Here is a 15,029-nt window from a genome sequence, read left to right as displayed (position 1 = left end):
CATGCCGCGAGCAGGAGCAGGCAAACCCATGAGTGCGCAATCGGCCCATAGCGGACATGAGGAGCTGCGGGCGATCCGGCACCGCAGTCGCGGGCTGTTGTGGTCTGTCGGATTGTTCAGCCTGTTTGCGAATCTGCTGATGTTGACCGGTCCGATGTATATGCTTCAGGTCTATGACCGTGTGCTGGGTTCTGGATCGGTCGAGACATTGGTGGCGCTGTCGCTTCTGGTGGTTGTTCTATTTGCGGCAATGGCCGTGTTTGATTCGGTGCGGGCCAAAACCATGGCACGGATTGGCATGCGGTTTCAGCGCGATCTGGATGATCGCGTTTTTGACGCCGTGGTGCGCAAATCTGCTGTGAGTGCCGATGCGCAGGCACGCGCGGGTTTTGCCCATCTTGATGCGGTGCAACGGCTGTTGGCAGCGCCTGTGGTCATTGCAGGGTTTGATCTGCCGTGGACGGTGATTTTCTTTGGGGTCATCTTTGTGTTTCATCCCTATCTGGGCTGGATGGCCGTTGGGGGTGCGGCGACATTGGTCAGCATCACCATCGCCAATCAGCTGTTGTCCAAACGGGCGCAGGCCCGCGCGGGACAATTTGCACAACAGGCCGATGCCGTGGCAGAGCAGGTCATATCAGAGGCTGAGACCATCGAGGCTCTGGGCATGCGAGAGGCTGCTCTCGCCCATTGGAAAACCGATCGTAATGTGGCGCAGGCCGAACAGATGCGGGCCTCTGACGTGGGCAGTAGCTTCTCAGCACTGACTCGTACGCTGCGGCTGTTTCTGCAATCTGCAATGCTTGGCATGGGGGCCTGGCTGGTGCTGGGCAATCAGATGACACCGGGCGGAATGATGGCGGGGTCAATCCTTTTGGGCCGCGCCCTATCGCCGATTGAAACGCTGGTGCATCACTGGCCGGTTGTACAACAGGGGGTACAGGGCTGGCATCATCTGGCGGGCCTTTTGTCCGGGGTGCCGGTGGAGGAACCGCGCTTGCCGTTGCCGGATCCTGCGGCGCGGTTGACGGTGAATGCCCTGACCGTGGTGCCGCCGGGGGACCGTAAGGCGGTGCTCAAGGCGGTCAGCTTTCACGCCACACCAGGGCAAGCCGTTGGCGTGATCGGTCCGTCAGGCACCGGCAAATCCAGTCTGGCGCGGGCGCTGACCGGCGTCTGGCGACCGGCGGGCGGGGATATTCGGCTGGATGGGGCCACTTTGGATCAATATGGCGCTGATCGGTTGGGGCAACATATCGGCTATCTGCCTCAGCGCATTCAGCTTTTCGACGGTACCGTGGCGCAGAACATCGCACGGCTTGCAAAAACTCCGGATGAGACCAAGGTGGTTGAGGCAGCAAAACGCGCGGCGGCCCACGACATGATCCTTGAGTTGCCCCAAGGTTATGACACTGTGGTTAAAGGCGGGCTGTTGCGCCTGTCGGGTGGGCAGATGCAGCGGATTGCGCTGGCCCGTGCGCTCTATGGTGCCCCGGTGGTTCTGGTGCTAGATGAACCGAACGCCAATCTTGATAATGCCGGCTCGCAAGCATTGAACGAGGCGATCCGGGGCGTCAAAGCGCGCGGTGGGGTCGTGTTGATCATGGCACATCGGCCCGCGGCCATTCAGGAATGCGAAATGTTGCTGGTGCTGGATAAAGGCGTGCGGGTGGCCTTTGGCCCCAAGGATGAGGTGCTGTCGGGCATGGTCAAAAATGTGCAGGCGATTCAGCGCCCGCGCAAGGCGGCGGGCATGGCATGAGTGATGAAACACTGCCACGGCTGTCAGCAAAGCCGCAGATATTGATCGGGCTGACCACAATTCTGGCGCTGGCTGTGGGGCTGTTTTACTGGGCGGTGACGGCGCGCATCACCGGTGCTGTCATTGCCCCCGGCACTGTTGAGGTTGATCGGCATCGCCAGATTGTGCAGCATCCCACCGGTGGTGTCGCAGCGGCCATTCATGTGCGCGATGGGCAGCTGGTGCGGCAAGGTGAGGTGCTGCTGGTGCTGGACACCAGTCAGCAACAGGGGGAACTGGCCTTTGCCCAGTCACAACTGTTTGAGCTGACGGCCCGGCAGAACCGTTTCACCGCAGCGCAGGCCGCGCTGGAAACCGTCAAGTTTGACCCGTGGCTGTTGGCGCAAAGCAACGACAATCCGGTTTTGACCTCTGTCCTGGAAGGCCAGCGGGCGCTGTTTCAGGCATCCCGGCGCACCATTGGCATCGAAAGGACCAAACTGGAGAATCGTAAAGACCAGATCGCAGCACAGATCGCCGGTATCGATGCGCAGGAAGCCGCTTTGCTGCGGCAATTGGATTTGATCGCCCGCGAACTGGCGACGCAAAGAGCTCTGCGCGAACGCAAGTTGACCTCGGCCAGCGCGGTCATTGAATTGGAGAGGCAGGAAGCCAGTTTAAGCGGGTCTTTGGGAGAGGTCATGGCCAATCGGGCAGCGGCGGCGCAGCGCTTGCTTGAGACTGACCTTGAACTGGGGCGGCTGCTCTCTCAGCATCTGGAGCAAGGCCTGTCGACGGCACGTGATCTGGATGCGCCCATGCGCCAATATCGCCGTGACATCGGCAGGCTAAAGGATGAAATTGCAAAGGCGCGGATCGCTGCGCCGGTTTCCGGGATCGTTTACGGCATGACCCTGCGCACAGCGGGGGCCGTGCTGCGCCCCGCCGAACCTGTGTTGTTCCTTATTCCACAGGATCGTCCGCTGATTGTTGCGATGCGGGTTGATCCGAAACATATAGATCAGGTGGCACGGGGCCAACGCGTCAAACTGCGCCTCTCGGCACTGGATCAGCGGATCACGCCCGAGGTCTGGGGCACTATCAGCCGGTGGTCTGCGGACGCAATGACAGATGACGCGGGCGGTTCGTCCTATTATCGCGCTGAGGTGGTTCTGCCCGCGAACGAATTGCACCGTTTGCCCGAAGACATACGCCTGCTGCCCGGCATGCCGGTTGAGGCATTTATCCGTACCGGTGATGCCTCTCCGATGGCCTATATGATCAAGCCGGTGGCGGATTATTTCGCCCGGGCATTTCGCGAAAGCTAGGCCTTTTCGTTTCTGTCCAACAGCGTTAGCGTCCGGCGCAACACATATGCAAAGGACATGATCATGAACACTACCGACCGTCTGACCGAACTGGGGGTGACCCTGCCTGATGCGCCTGCGCCCGCGGCAAACTATGTGCCATTTGTTCAGGTCGGAAACCTTGTTTACGTCTCTGGCCAAATTGCCAACGGGCCGGATGGGTTGATCAAAGGAAAGCTGGGGGATGGCATGTCGGTGGAAGAGGGTGCCGCCGCAGCAAGATCCTGCGCGATCAGCCTGCTGGCACAGGTCAAGGCGGCCTGTGACGGTGATATTGAACGGCTGGTGCGGGTGGTGAAGCTGACCGGATTTGTGAATTCAACACCGGATTTCACCGAACAGCCGCAGGTCATCAATGGCTGTTCCGACTTTCTGGGGGACGTCTTGGGCGACAAGGGGCGGCATGCGCGGGCTGCGGTCTCGGCGCCGTCGCTGCCCATGGGCGTCGCGGTTGAAATCGACGGTATCTTTGAAATCTCATGACCCTGTCGCGTCTGTTCTACGACGTTCCGCTGGCGCATCGGGCGCTGCATGATGTGAACGATGGCCGCCCCGAAAACAGCCGTGCGGCGATCCGCGCGGCGATTGCTGCGGGCTATGGAATTGAAATTGATGTCCAGCTCAGTGCGGATGGTGCGGCCATGGTGTTTCACGATTATGCGCTTGACCGGCTGACCGGACAAACGGGACCGGTCCGTTTGCGCGGGGCGAGTGAACTGGCAAAAATCCCGCTGACAGGCGGGGAGGAGAGCATCCCGGATCTGACCGAGGTGCTGGCCTTGGTCGCCGGGCAGGTGCCCTTGCTGGTCGAGCTGAAAGATCAAGACGGTGGTATGGGCCCGGATATTGGCCCGCTTGAACACGCGGTGGCGGATGCTTTGGCGGGATACGCAGGGCCGCTGGCGGTGATGTCATTCAACCCCCATTCCGTGGCCCGCATGGCGCAATTGCTGCCGGATGTGCCGCGCGGGATTGTGACCAGTGCCTATCGCTACAACGACTGGCCGCTGCCACGCGCAACCTGTGATCATCTGCGCGCCATCCCGGATTACGACCGAACCGGTGCCTGTTTCATCAGCCATGAGGTGGATGATCTTTCCGCGCCGCGTGTTGCAGCGTTAAAGGAACAGGGGGCAATGATCTGTTGTTGGACCGTGCGCAGTGCTGCGCAAGAGCAAGAGGCGCGGAAAATAGCGGATAATATTACCTTTGAGGGGTACACGGCCGCGCGTAGCGCTTGAAACCCCCGGCTATCGCTACAAGTAATGCGGCAGGTATAGAGGGTAGCAAATGAGTGCGCAGAGCATCGAAATCAGGTTGATCGGCACCATTGCCGAAATCGGCCAAGCGGATTGGGATGCCTGTGCCTGCCCCGAAACGGCGGATGGCAGCCCGCCGATTGATCCTTTCACAACCTATCGCTTTTTATCAGCGCTGGAGGAAAGCGGCAGCGTCGGGCCGGGCACCGGCTGGCAGCAGCAGCATTTGGCGGCCTTTATCGAAGGGCAGTTGATCGCCGTTGCACCGCTTTATGCCAAGATGCACTCACAGGGCGAATATGTCTTTGATCACAACTGGGCCCATGCGCTGGAACGGGCGGGCGGCAGTTATTACCCGAAGTTGCAGATTGCGGTGCCTCATACCCCTGCCACCGGTCGGCGGTTCCTGACACGCCCCGGCTTTGAACAGGTGGGCACACAGGCGCTGATTCAGGGTGCAGTTCAGGTGACGGAAAACAACAACCTGTCTTCGGTTCACATTACCTTTTGTACACAGGAAGAGGCGCGGGTTGGCGAAGAGATGGGGCTGATGATCCGCAAGGGGCAGCAGTTTCACTGGCGCAATGACAGCTATGCGGATTTTGACGGGTTTCTGGCCAGTCTCAACGCCCGCAAACGAAAGAACATTCGCAAGGAACGGGCGCAGGCGCAGGGGTTCGGCGGGGATATCCACAGCTTTACCGGTGATCAGATACAGCCTGAACACTGGGACGCCTTCTGGCGATTTTATCAGGATACCGGTGCGCGCAAATGGGGCACCCCGTACCTCACCCGCCAGTTTTTTGATATTGCACAGGACACCCTGCGCGACGACATGGTTTTGGTGCTGGCGCAGCGGGACGGGCAATGGGTTGCCGGTGCGTTGAATTTTATCGGCGCCGATACGCTCTATGGTCGCTACTGGGGCTGTGTGGAGCATCATCCCTGCTTGCATTTTGAGCTGTGTTACTATCAAGCCATCGACATCGCGATTGCCAGAGGGTTGGCAACCGTAGAGGCGGGCGCACAGGGCGAACATAAACTTGCCCGTGGGTATCTGCCGACGGCGACCTGGTCGCTGCATTGGATGCGCGACGAAGGGTTCGCACGGGCGGTAGGGGATTACTTGCAGGCCGAACGGGATGCGGTGGATCAGGAAATTGAGATTTTGACAGAATACGGGCCGTTCAAACGCGCCCGAGTTGAGGAGCAGGAATGACAGAAAAACTAAGTGAAGAGACCCGCAAGACGGTGTTAAAGCCGTTGTTTGATACCGGGTGGGCGATGGTTGACGGGCGCGATGCGATCCACAAGACTTATGTCTTTGACAATTTTGTCTCGGCTTTTGGCTGGATGACGCAGGTTGCGATCTGGGCAGAGAAATGGGACCACCATCCGGAATGGGACAACATTTACAAGACGGTAAACGTAACCTTGACCACCCATGATGTAGACGGGTTAAGTGCTTTGGATGCCAAACTGGCGCGCAAAATGGATGGGCTGTTTGGCGGAGGTGCTGCCTGATGGATGAGGTGCAAAACACAATGGATTCAATGCTGACCACCGAGATCTGGCAGGGTAAATCCCTCGCGGACCTGTTGACGCTTGAATTTCTGGCCAGTGCCGCCGGGTCGATACTGGGCGCAATCGTTATTCTGTTACTGGGGTGGATCGTTTCGGCGTGGTTGCAAAGGCGGGTCGCCAATCTGGGCCGCAAGAACAAACATCTGGATGAGATGTTGTTCGATTTTCTGGCGTCGATTGTGCGCTATGTGGTGCTGGGCTTTACGCTGTTGTTTGTACTCAACACTTTCGGGGTTCAGACAACCTCGGTGGTGGCAGTTATCGGTGCTGCCGGTCTGGCGATTGGTCTGGCATTGCAGGGAACATTATCGAACGTCGCGGCAGGGGTGATGTTGATCCTGTTCCGCCCGATTAAGATAGGTGATTTCGTTGAAGTTGCTGATGAGATGGGGACGGTGAAACAGATCAATCTGAACTTCACCGAACTGGCGGATCTAAGCAACGTTCAGGTCATCGTGCCCAACTCCGAAGTTTGGGGCAATGTGATCACCAATTATTCCACCAACGACAAACGCCGGGCGGAATGGACCTTTGGCGTGGGGTATGGTGCCAACCTCAAGGATGCCGAAACCATTATCCGTGATACCATCATGGCAGATCCACGCGCCCATGCGGACCCTGCACCCTTTGTACAGGTGACAAACCTTGGTGATAGCTCAGTCGATTTTCTGGTGCGAGTCTGGTGCAATGCCAGCGATTATTTCTCGTTTCGCGCGGATATGACGCGTCAGGTCAAAGAGGCGCTGGACGCCGGTGGCGTGGATATTCCGTTCCCGACACGGACCATGATCCAAGCCTCCAACTAAGATGGTTAAGCGGGGCGCAGTGGAACGCGTCCCGCTTCTTTTTATTTACATGCTCGCAAGCAGACCTTCGCCGCCTGATACGTCACAGACGCCGGGGCTTTCTTCTTCTTGCAGCAGCGTGACCTTGCCGTCATCCACCAGCATTGCATAACGTTTGGACCGTGCGATCAGCCCGGCGGGTGCTGCGTCAAAATCCATGCCGATGGCTTTGGTGAATTCGGATGAGGCGTCGGCCAGCATGGTGATCCCCGCCGCAGTTGCGCCAGTTGCCTCACCCCATGCTTTCATCACGAAGGGATCGTTGCAGGAAACACAGATGATTTCGTCTACACCTTTGGCATCAAAGTCACCTTTGGTGCGCACGAAGCTGGGCACATGGGCGGAATGGCAGGTGGGTGTAAAAGCACCGGGCACAGCAAAGACAACAACCTTGCGGCCTTTGACCTTGTCAGCCATTTTCACGGGTGCCGGTCCATCAGCGCCCATTTCCACCAATGTTGCGTCGGGCAGGGTATCGCCTTGGGTAATTGTCATAGCATATGCCTTTCATGTGATTGCCTATCTTGGCATGCAGCATATAGGTTCCGCCGGTAAGGGCGACCAGTTAATCGGAGAGAATTCATGGCTCATGTAATCGTTATCGGCGCGGGGCAGGCGGGGTCGTCCTGTGTGGCCAAGCTGCGCAATGGCGGGTTTGACGGGGATGTGACTTTGATCGGTGCGGAACCGGTGCCACCTTACCAGCGTCCCCCGCTGAGCAAAGCCTACCTGATGGGGGAGATGACGCTGGAACGGCTGTTCCTGCGGCCGGAGAGTTTTTATGACGAGCTGAACATTGATCTGCGTTTGAACGCTTGGGTGGATGGGATTGATGCGCAGGCGCAGAAGGTTTCGATTGGCGGCGATGTGCTGGCCTATGATGACCTTGTACTGACCACAGGATCAGAGCCCAACCGCCTGCCTGCCGCCATTGGCGGGGCGCTGGACGGGGTGCATGTGGTGCGCGATCTGGCAGATGTGGATGGCATGGCCCCGCGATTTGCCAAAGGCGCGAAGGTGCTGATTGTCGGGGGTGGCTATATCGGGCTTGAGGCGGCATCGGTCGCCGCCAAACTGGGGTTACAGGTCACTCTGGTCGAGATGTCAGAGCGGATTTTGCAACGAGTTGCGGCGCCTGAAACCAGTGATTTCTTTCGCGCTCTACACAAGGGGCATGGCGTGGATATTCGCGAAGGTGTCGGGCTGGAAACATTGTTGGGCGAGGGTGCCGTCAGTGGTGCGCGCCTGTCGGACGGCACCGAGCTCGAGGTTGATTTTGTGATTGTCGGTGTTGGCATTCGCCCCGCGACAGGTTTGGCAGAAGCTGCCGGTGTTGCCCTTGAAAATGGGATCAAAGTGGATGCGCAGGGGCGTACCTCGGTCAGCGGGATCTGGGCGGCGGGGGATTGTTCCTCCTTCCCCTATCGGGGTGGGCGTATCCGTTTGGAATCGGTGCCCAATGCGATTGAGCAGGCAGAGCTGGTCGCGGAAAACATCATGGGTGCGGGCAAGGATTATGTTGCCAAACCGTGGTTCTGGTCGGATCAATATGACGTCAAACTACAGATTGCCGGGCTGAATACGGGCTATGACCGCGTTGTGACGCGCCGCACAGATGCAGATAGCGTGGCGTTTTGGTATTACCGGGGGGATGAATTGCTGGCGGTGGATGCGATGAACGATCCGCGCGGCTTTATGGTTGGTAAGCGGTTGATTGAAAACGGAAAGTCACCGGCAGCAGAGTTGATCGCTGATCCCGCAACGGAGCTGAAGGCCTTGTTGAAAGCGTGAGGATCATCGCTGGAAAATCACGCGGCACGGTCCTTGCCGATGTTGGTAAAGGCGACGCTGCGGCCCATCTGCGCCCCACGTCGGACCGGGTGCGCGAAAGCCTGTTTTCCATGCTGACGCATCACAATGTGATCAACGGCGCGCGCGTGCTGGATCTGTTTGCGGGAACCGGTGCCTTGGGGCTGGAAGCGCTGTCGCGTGGGGCGGCATCGGCGTGTTTTGTCGAAAACGGGCGGGTTGGGCAGCGGTTGATTGGTGAAAACATCGTGAAACTGTGGGTCGAAGAACAGACCACGGTGCTGCGGGATGATGCGACGCGGCTGGGGCCGTGGCGGCAGGCCCCGTTTGACCTGATTTTTCTGGACCCGCCCTATGGCAAGGGGATGGGGCAGCAGGCGCTGGCCGCCGCGCAGACAGGCGGCTGGCTGGCCAAGGGGGCGATGATCGTTTGGGAGGAGAACACCCCCCAATTCGCGCCAAAGGGGTTCACCCGCCTGGACAGCCGCAAATACGGCGATACCCATGTGACCCTTCTGGAAGTTACGCCAGATCCCTGATCGCCGCACCCAAGCGCTTCATGCCCTCGTTAATCTGGGTTTCATCCGCCAATGAATAGGCAAGGCGCAGGGTATTCGCGCCTGATCGGTCGGCAAAGAAGGCCTGTCCGGGCACAAAGGCCAGTTTCTGCGTTTCAAGTGCGTGGCGCAATAGGTCGCCGCCGTCCATGTTTTTGGGCAAGGTCACCCAGACAAACATCCCGCCTTCGGGTTTTGTCCATGTCACACCCTCTGGCATATGCTCTTGCAATGCGGTCAGCATGGTGTCGCGGCGCACCCGGTAAACCCGGCGCAGGTTGGCAGTGTGATCGGCAAAGACCGACCGCGCAACCTTGTTGATTGCCATCTGGTTCAGGGTTGCGGAATGCAGGTCTGCTGCCTGTTTCATCAGCACAAGACGGCTGATCACAGGTGCTGCGCCACAGATCCATCCGACCCGTAAACCGGGGGCAAGCGTTTTGGAAAAGCTACCACAGTAAAGCGTGCGGCAATCGTCGATATTGCCCTTTCGCGCGATCTCAAGCGCCAGCATCGGCGGGATCGGATCACCGTCAAAACGCAGGGATTGATAGGCGGAATCCTCGATCACCGCGATATCCAGCGTATCGGCCAGATCAAGGATGTTTTCGCGCGCCGCGCGGTCCAGTGTCTCACCGGTGGGGTTGGCGAAATCGACGGAGGCATAGGCGAATTTCACCCGCCCGCCCTTGTCCTCGGCGGTCTTTGCGTAATCCTCGGCCAGACAGTTGCCGCGCGGGATCAGCCGGTCGTAATGGGGTTCATAGGCGTTAAATGCCCCCAATGCGCCCAGATAGGTGGGCCAGCCAATCAGTGCCGTGTCATTTGGCGACAGCATCAGTTTGCCCAGATAGTCCAGCGCCTGTTGCGAGCCGGAGGTAATCAGCACGTTGTCGCGGGTGCAAGGCACACCGAGGGCAGTCATTTCGTCGACGATCCAGTCACGCAGCGGGCCGTAGCCTTCGGAAACGGAATATTGCAAGGCGGCGCTGCTGTTTGCAGGGGCCAGCGCGTCGGCCATAGCCTCCTGAAAGGTCTGTACAGGAAACAAGGCAGGGTCGGGGATGCCGCCAGCGAACGAAATGATATCTGGCTGGTCCAGCAGCTTAAGCAGCTCGCGAATCTCGCTGGCCTTCATCCGGTCCATGCGGGTGGCGAAAATCTCTTGCCAATTCATGTCAGAATCCCTTCCCTATTTAAGGCAAGACATCACAGCTTAGAAATTATGGCAATAGTTATTACCTAAAGGCGCAAGAAAATTACGCCGTCGGAAAGCTTAGCCGTAGGTTGGGTGGAATTTACCTGCTGGTGAAAGGGTAAAGATTTCAACACCGTCCTCTGTGACACCAACAGAATGTTCAAACTGTGCCGACAGGGATTTGTCGCGTGTTACTGCGGTCCAGTCATCGGAGAGAGTCTTGGTCTCGGCGCGGCCAAGGTTCACCATGGGTTCGATGGTGAAAAACATCCCCGGCTCCAGCACCGCACCCGTTCCGGGTTTGCCATAATGCAGGACGTTGGGCGGGGAATGAAACACACGCCCCAGCCCGTGACCGCAAAAGTCGGTGACAACAGACATGCGCTGCGCCTCGACAAAACTCTGAATGGCATGGCCGATGTCGCCAAAGGTGTTGCCGGGTTTCACCGCCTCGATCCCGCGCATCAGGGATTTATGTGTGATATCAATCAGCCGCTCGGCCTTGCGCGACAATTTACCGGCCACATACATGCGGCTTGTGTCGCCGAACCAGCCATCCACGATCACCGTGACATCAATGTTCAGGATGTCGCCGTCTTTCAGCTTTTTCTCGCCCGGGATGCCGTGACAGACCACATGGTTCACCGAGATACAACTAGCGTGTTGATAGCCCTTATAGCCGATGGTGGCGGATTTCGCGCCGGCGGCATTGACCTTTTCCTCGATGATGCGGTCAATCTCGGCGGTGGTCTGACCGACAAAAACATGCTCCGCGATCTCGTCCAGAATGGTCGCGGCAAGTGCACCCGCCGCATACATGCCGGCAGAATCGGATGGGTCGTAAATGCGAATGCCGTCTTTTGTCTGGCGGCCACGGTGTTGTTCAGTCACCGGTTTCTCCAATCGGTTATTGCAGGGACTTCCTAGCGTGTCGGGCGGCCAAGGGCCAGAGGCCCGGCAAGTGTTACCGCCTGCGGTGTGATATGGGTGGCGATGCAGAGGGTTTCCACCCCTGCCTCTGTCGCCGCAGCATGGGCGGCGGCATAGATCGGGTCAATGTCGGCGGCCATGGTCACATGGGTGCAATCGGTGCGCTGTACCAGATAGAGCAGCACAGCGCGGTGGCCTGCGCGTGCAACCTCTGCCAGTTCACCCAGATGTTTGGCCCCCCGTGCGGTGACGCTGTCGGGAAACTCGGCCAGCCCCTTTTCGCGCGAAAGGGTGATGGATTTCACTTCGACATAGGCGTCGGGCAGGTCGGGTTCGCTCAGCAGAAAATCAATGCGTGAATTGGTGCCGTATTTCACTTCGGGCCGCACGGTGGTGTAGCTTTCAAGCCCGACAATTTCGCGCGCCTCCAGTGCTGCCCGCACCGCTTTATTGGGCAGGGAGGTATCGACGCCGGTGAAATTGCCATCCTCGTGATCAACCAACCGCCAGCCGTAGTTTAGTTTCTTCTTGGGATCGTCGTTCGGCTCCAGCCAGATTTTCATGCCTTCTTCGGCTAACCCCATCATCGAACCGGGGTTGGCGCAATGGGCCACCACTTCACTCCCGTCCTCCAGCCTGCAATCGGCCAGAAACCGTTTATAGCGGCGGATCAGGCGGGCGGGGACAAGTTGGGTTTGAAAGCGCATGGGGTGCGGCCTATACCCTAAATAAAACACGCTCAAGGAGAAGCGCCATGTCCAACCCTACTGCTGCCATGATCGTGATCGGGGATGAAATTCTGTCGGGCCGTACCCGGGACAGCAATATGCACCATCTTGCAGGGCAATTGACCGAGGCCGGTATCGATCTGGAAGAAGTGCGGATGATCGGTGACAAACGGGGCACAATCATTGCAGCAGTGCAGGCGATGTCGGCGGCCTATGACTATGTGTTCACCAGTGGTGGTATCGGCCCAACCCATGATGACATCACCGCGGATTGCATCGCGGCGGCTTTTGGCGTGCCGATTGATGTGCGTGATGATGCGCGGGCGGTGCTGGCAGAGCACTATGCCAAGTCGGGCACTGAATTGAACGCGGCGCGGCTGCGCATGGCGCGTATCCCTGACGGGGCTGAGCTGATTGACAATCCAGTCTCCGCCGCCCCGGGTTTCAAGCTGAAAAACGTGCATGTGATGGCTGGGGTGCCATCGGTGTTCACGGCCATGGTTGCCTCTGTGCTGCCGACGCTGACCGGAGGGGCACCACTGATCAGTAAAACCCTGCGGATCGAACGGGGCGAGGGGGATATTGCTGGCCCCTTGGGGGAACTGGCGGAGGCTTTCCCGCTGCTGTCGATGGGATCTTATCCGTTTCAGAAAGACGGCAAATACGGCGCACATATTGTGATCCGTGGTAATGACACGGATCAGATAGACCGCGCATTGTCTCAACTTGAGGCGGCGTTTTCGTGACCCCGCCCCTGTCAGAGGTTTTTGCCGCCTCCGAGGCCACATGGCCCGCTGCCCGCATTTGGGAACAGGATGGATTCACCCTGCGCGACGGGCAAGGCGGCGGGCAACGGGTGTCGGCAGCGACGGCCGCGGGGGCGGTGAGTGAGGATCAGATCACGGCGGCAGAGAATGCAATGCAGGCCATCGGCCAGCGCCCGATATTCTGTGAACGTGGTGAAACGGCACAACTTGATGCAGCACTTGCAGCACGCGGGTATAAAATCAAAGACCCAACAACCTGTTATGTCCTGCCCATTGAAAAACTGACCGATGTTGAAATCCCACGGGTAACCGCCTTTAGCATCTGGGAACCACTTGCCATCATGAACGAGATCTGGGCGACCGATGGCATAGGTCAGGCGCGCCGTGATGTTATGGCAAGGGCGGCCTGCAAGACGGGTATTTTGGCACGGTGGAACGAAAAACCGGCAGGCGCGGCTTTTGTCGGAGCGCATGACAGGATTTGCATGGTGCATGGACTGGTTGTCTTGCCCCATCAGCGCCGGCAGGGGGTGGCCGAATGGATGATGCGGCGCGCGGCCTTTTGGGGGCAGGCGCAGGGAGCCACGCATATCTCTGTGCTTTGTGTGGATGCCAACGCGGGGGCCAATGCGCTTTACCGCGCTCTGGGCTTTGAAGCTGTGGGCGGATACCATTACCGGGTAACGCACGATTAAAGGATCAGATGATGCAAGACGACATGCCTACCGCCCTTGACCTGCCAATGATGGATCCACTGCCGGAAGCTACACAGAAATACTTTGACATCTGTCAGGAAAAACTGGGCATGGTGCCCAATGTGCTGCGGGCCCATGCCTTTGACGTGAACAAGCTGAACGCCTTTACAGCGCTGTATAACGATCTGATGCTGGCCGATAGTACGCTTAGCAAACTTGAGCGTGAGATGATCGCGGTTGCGGTTTCATCGGTAAACAAGTGTTTCTACTGCCTTGTTGCCCATGGGGCGGCGGTGCGCGATTTGTCCGGTGACCCGGCATTGGGTGAAGCATTGGTGATGAACTACCGTGTGGCGAAAATTTCGGCCAAACAACGGGCGATGTTGGATTTTGCGGTGCAATTGACCCAGCACAGTGCCAGCGTTGAGGAAAAAGACCGCCAAGCGCTGCGTGATGCAGGGTTTTCAGATCGTGATATCTGGGACATCACCAATGTCGCGGCGTTTTTCAATATGACCAACCGCGTGGCCAGTGGCACAGACATGCGGCCCAACCCTGAATACCACGCACAGGCGCGATGATCCGCGCTGGCCTTGCCTTCCTGTTGCTGATCGCGGGGCCTTTGGGGGCCGTAGAAATCAACTTGCCCGCCACGGCGCGGCAAACGGTAGAGCGTAACACCGGGCCGGACATTTACGATGCGCCCGTTGGCGTGTTCACAGCGGGCAAGGTGGCGACGGTTACCTTGGAGGGTGATGTTCAGCGGGCAGCATGGCGGCTTGATGCGCCGGGTCTGACGCCGTTTCAGGTGATGCGCCCGCTGCGCGAGCAATTGATTGCAGCAGATTTTGAAATCGCGCTTGATTGCCATGCTGCGACCTGTGGTGGTTTCGACTTCCGTTTCGCCACGGAGACCCTGCCGGGGCCGAACATGTATGTTAACATCCGCGCCTTTCAGTTTGTGACTGGCCTGCGTCTTGTGGAGGGGGATCTGCGCGAGGCGGTAACGATTTTGGCCAGCACCTCCGCCACTTCTGCTTATGTGCAGATCATCCGCGCCGGCACCGCAGCAAAAGAACCCTTGTCGGTGACGACAGAGGCCGCATTGCCCGTCGGTACGGGTGAAACCGGGACGGATGATATGGCCACGGCCTTGCTGGCGCGCGGTCACAAGGTGCTAAGTGATCTGGATTTTGAAAGCGGCAGCAGTGAGCTTGGCAAGGGGCCGTTTGAAAGCCTGGCTGCCCTCGCTGCGTTTCTACGCAACCAGCCTGAACTGCGGGTGGCCTTGGTCGGGCATACCGATACGGTTGGGGGGCTGGATGCAAATATTACCGTGTCACGGGCACGTGCACGTTCTGTCCGGCAGCGTTTGATTGATGGGTATGGGGTGAGCGCCGCGCGTCTGGACGCCGAAGGCATGGGGTATCTTGCACCGGTGGCCAGCAATATTGACGAGGCCGGGCGAGAGCAGAATCGCCGCGTCGAGGTGGTGTTGCTGGGGCTGCCCTAAAGGGCAGAGCCATCTGTCTTTTGCGGCAGTTTCAGG

At 58.6% G+C, this 15,029-nt stretch carries 17 protein-coding genes; 13 read left to right on the top strand and 4 right to left on the bottom strand.

The window, feature by feature from the left end:
• The first annotated feature begins 28 nt into the window (after positions 1-28).
• From QQL78_RS14110 to QQL78_RS14080, 7 genes are all read left to right on the top strand, one after another.
• Positions 29-1,762, top strand: a complete 1,734-nt coding sequence (locus QQL78_RS14110; protein ID WP_284374428.1) for a type I secretion system permease/ATPase — start codon at positions 29-31, stop codon at positions 1,760-1,762.
• Positions 1,759-3,069, top strand: coding sequence for an HlyD family type I secretion periplasmic adaptor subunit (locus QQL78_RS14105; RefSeq protein ID WP_284374426.1), 1,311 nt, complete (start codon positions 1,759-1,761; stop codon positions 3,067-3,069). Before QQL78_RS14110 ends, QQL78_RS14105 begins: the two co-directional genes overlap by 4 nt.
• Before the next feature lie 63 nt (positions 3,070-3,132).
• A complete protein-coding gene (locus tag QQL78_RS14100) occupies positions 3,133-3,591 on the top strand; it encodes a RidA family protein (RefSeq protein WP_284374425.1) in 459 nt (152 codons plus the stop codon).
• Positions 3,588-4,349: a glycerophosphodiester phosphodiesterase family protein gene (locus tag QQL78_RS14095; RefSeq protein ID WP_284374424.1), complete on the top strand. Its 762-nt coding sequence runs from the start codon at positions 3,588-3,590 to the stop codon at positions 4,347-4,349. The genes QQL78_RS14100 and QQL78_RS14095 overlap by 4 nt, the downstream gene beginning before the upstream one ends.
• Positions 4,350-4,398: 49 nt before the next feature.
• Complete coding sequence (locus QQL78_RS14090) at positions 4,399-5,586, top strand: GNAT family N-acetyltransferase (protein ID WP_284374423.1); 1,188 nt, start codon at positions 4,399-4,401, stop codon at positions 5,584-5,586.
• Positions 5,583-5,891: a 4a-hydroxytetrahydrobiopterin dehydratase gene (locus QQL78_RS14085; RefSeq protein ID WP_284374422.1), complete on the top strand. Its 309-nt coding sequence runs from the start codon at positions 5,583-5,585 to the stop codon at positions 5,889-5,891. The genes QQL78_RS14090 and QQL78_RS14085 overlap by 4 nt, the downstream gene beginning before the upstream one ends.
• 20 nt (positions 5,892-5,911) lie before the next feature.
• Positions 5,912-6,757, top strand: a complete 846-nt coding sequence (locus tag QQL78_RS14080) for a mechanosensitive ion channel family protein (protein ID WP_284375598.1) — start codon at positions 5,912-5,914, stop codon at positions 6,755-6,757.
• A 45-nt stretch (positions 6,758-6,802) separates the two neighbouring features.
• On the opposite strand, the gene QQL78_RS14075 is transcribed toward QQL78_RS14080, so the two are convergent.
• Positions 6,803-7,291: a peroxiredoxin gene (locus QQL78_RS14075; protein WP_284374421.1), complete on the bottom strand. Its 489-nt coding sequence runs from the start codon at positions 7,289-7,291 to the stop codon at positions 6,803-6,805.
• Between the two features lie 87 nt (positions 7,292-7,378).
• On the opposite strand from QQL78_RS14075, the gene QQL78_RS14070 reads away from it, so the two are divergent.
• Both QQL78_RS14070 and rsmD read left to right on the top strand, forming a co-directional pair.
• Positions 7,379-8,587 (top strand): NAD(P)/FAD-dependent oxidoreductase, encoded by a 1,209-nt coding sequence (locus QQL78_RS14070; RefSeq protein WP_284374420.1) that lies wholly within the window; start codon positions 7,379-7,381, stop codon positions 8,585-8,587.
• Positions 8,584-9,144, top strand: coding sequence for a 16S rRNA (guanine(966)-N(2))-methyltransferase RsmD (gene rsmD, locus QQL78_RS14065; RefSeq protein WP_284374419.1), 561 nt, complete (start codon positions 8,584-8,586; stop codon positions 9,142-9,144). The genes QQL78_RS14070 and rsmD overlap by 4 nt, the downstream gene beginning before the upstream one ends.
• Here the strand turns inward: rsmD and QQL78_RS14060 are convergent.
• The 3 genes from QQL78_RS14060 to sfsA form a co-directional block, all read right to left on the bottom strand.
• Positions 9,128-10,339, bottom strand: coding sequence for an aminotransferase-like domain-containing protein (locus tag QQL78_RS14060; RefSeq protein ID WP_284374418.1), 1,212 nt, complete (start codon positions 10,337-10,339; stop codon positions 9,128-9,130). The two genes, rsmD and QQL78_RS14060, sit on opposite strands and share 17 nt — an antisense overlap.
• Before the next feature lie 99 nt (positions 10,340-10,438).
• Positions 10,439-11,251 (bottom strand): type I methionyl aminopeptidase, encoded by an 813-nt coding sequence (gene map / locus QQL78_RS14055; RefSeq protein ID WP_284374417.1) that lies wholly within the window; start codon positions 11,249-11,251, stop codon positions 10,439-10,441.
• A gap of 32 nt (positions 11,252-11,283) precedes the next feature.
• Positions 11,284-11,997, bottom strand: coding sequence for a DNA/RNA nuclease SfsA (gene sfsA / locus QQL78_RS14050; protein WP_284374416.1), 714 nt, complete (start codon positions 11,995-11,997; stop codon positions 11,284-11,286).
• Positions 11,998-12,044: 47 nt separating this feature from the next.
• On the opposite strand from sfsA, the gene QQL78_RS14045 reads away from it, so the two are divergent.
• Genes QQL78_RS14045 through QQL78_RS14030 form a run of 4 tightly spaced genes read left to right on the top strand, consistent with a single transcriptional unit; the run spans position 12,045 to position 14,993 of the window.
• Positions 12,045-12,764 carry a competence/damage-inducible protein A gene (locus QQL78_RS14045; RefSeq protein WP_284374415.1) on the top strand — a complete coding sequence of 240 codons (720 nt, stop codon included), beginning with the start codon at positions 12,045-12,047 and terminating at the stop codon, positions 12,762-12,764.
• Entirely contained in the window at positions 12,761-13,480 is a 720-nt protein-coding gene (locus QQL78_RS14040; RefSeq protein WP_284374413.1) for a GNAT family N-acetyltransferase, read from the top strand. The genes QQL78_RS14045 and QQL78_RS14040 overlap by 4 nt, the downstream gene beginning before the upstream one ends.
• An 11-nt stretch (positions 13,481-13,491) precedes the next feature.
• Positions 13,492-14,061, top strand: a complete 570-nt coding sequence (locus QQL78_RS14035) for a peroxidase-related enzyme (RefSeq protein WP_284374412.1) — start codon at positions 13,492-13,494, stop codon at positions 14,059-14,061.
• Positions 14,058-14,993: an OmpA family protein gene (locus QQL78_RS14030; protein WP_284374411.1), complete on the top strand. Its 936-nt coding sequence runs from the start codon at positions 14,058-14,060 to the stop codon at positions 14,991-14,993. Before QQL78_RS14035 ends, QQL78_RS14030 begins: the two co-directional genes overlap by 4 nt.
• Positions 14,994-15,029 lie beyond the last annotated feature (36 nt).

The organism is Sulfitobacter pacificus (assembly GCF_030159975.1).
GTDB lineage: Bacteria > Pseudomonadota > Alphaproteobacteria > Rhodobacterales > Rhodobacteraceae > Sulfitobacter > Sulfitobacter pacificus.
This window is presented reverse-complemented; position numbering and strand designations above follow the sequence as displayed.

What these genes read in the sequence shown, in the direction of transcription:
- QQL78_RS14110 (WP_284374428.1), top strand. Translation starts at nt 29, where the DNA reads ATGAGTGCGCAATCGGCCCATAGCGGACATGAGGAGCTGCGGGCGATC.
- QQL78_RS14105 (WP_284374426.1), top strand. Translation starts at nt 1,759, where the DNA reads ATGAGTGATGAAACACTGCCACGGCTGTCAGCAAAGCCGCAGATATTG.
- QQL78_RS14100 (WP_284374425.1), top strand. Translation starts at nt 3,133, where the DNA reads ATGAACACTACCGACCGTCTGACCGAACTGGGGGTGACCCTGCCTGAT.
- QQL78_RS14095 (WP_284374424.1), top strand. Translation starts at nt 3,588, where the DNA reads ATGACCCTGTCGCGTCTGTTCTACGACGTTCCGCTGGCGCATCGGGCG.
- QQL78_RS14090 (WP_284374423.1), top strand. Translation starts at nt 4,399, where the DNA reads ATGAGTGCGCAGAGCATCGAAATCAGGTTGATCGGCACCATTGCCGAA.
- QQL78_RS14085 (WP_284374422.1), top strand. Translation starts at nt 5,583, where the DNA reads ATGACAGAAAAACTAAGTGAAGAGACCCGCAAGACGGTGTTAAAGCCG.
- QQL78_RS14080 (WP_284375598.1), top strand. Translation starts at nt 5,912, where the DNA reads ATGGATTCAATGCTGACCACCGAGATCTGGCAGGGTAAATCCCTCGCG.
- QQL78_RS14075 (WP_284374421.1), bottom strand. Translation starts at nt 7,291, where the DNA reads ATGACAATTACCCAAGGCGATACCCTGCCCGACGCAACATTGGTGGAA.
- QQL78_RS14070 (WP_284374420.1), top strand. Translation starts at nt 7,379, where the DNA reads ATGGCTCATGTAATCGTTATCGGCGCGGGGCAGGCGGGGTCGTCCTGT.
- QQL78_RS14060 (WP_284374418.1), bottom strand. Translation starts at nt 10,339, where the DNA reads ATGAATTGGCAAGAGATTTTCGCCACCCGCATGGACCGGATGAAGGCC.
- sfsA (WP_284374416.1), bottom strand. Translation starts at nt 11,997, where the DNA reads ATGCGCTTTCAAACCCAACTTGTCCCCGCCCGCCTGATCCGCCGCTAT.
- QQL78_RS14045 (WP_284374415.1), top strand. Translation starts at nt 12,045, where the DNA reads ATGTCCAACCCTACTGCTGCCATGATCGTGATCGGGGATGAAATTCTG.
- QQL78_RS14035 (WP_284374412.1), top strand. Translation starts at nt 13,492, where the DNA reads ATGCAAGACGACATGCCTACCGCCCTTGACCTGCCAATGATGGATCCA.
- QQL78_RS14030 (WP_284374411.1), top strand. Translation starts at nt 14,058, where the DNA reads ATGATCCGCGCTGGCCTTGCCTTCCTGTTGCTGATCGCGGGGCCTTTG.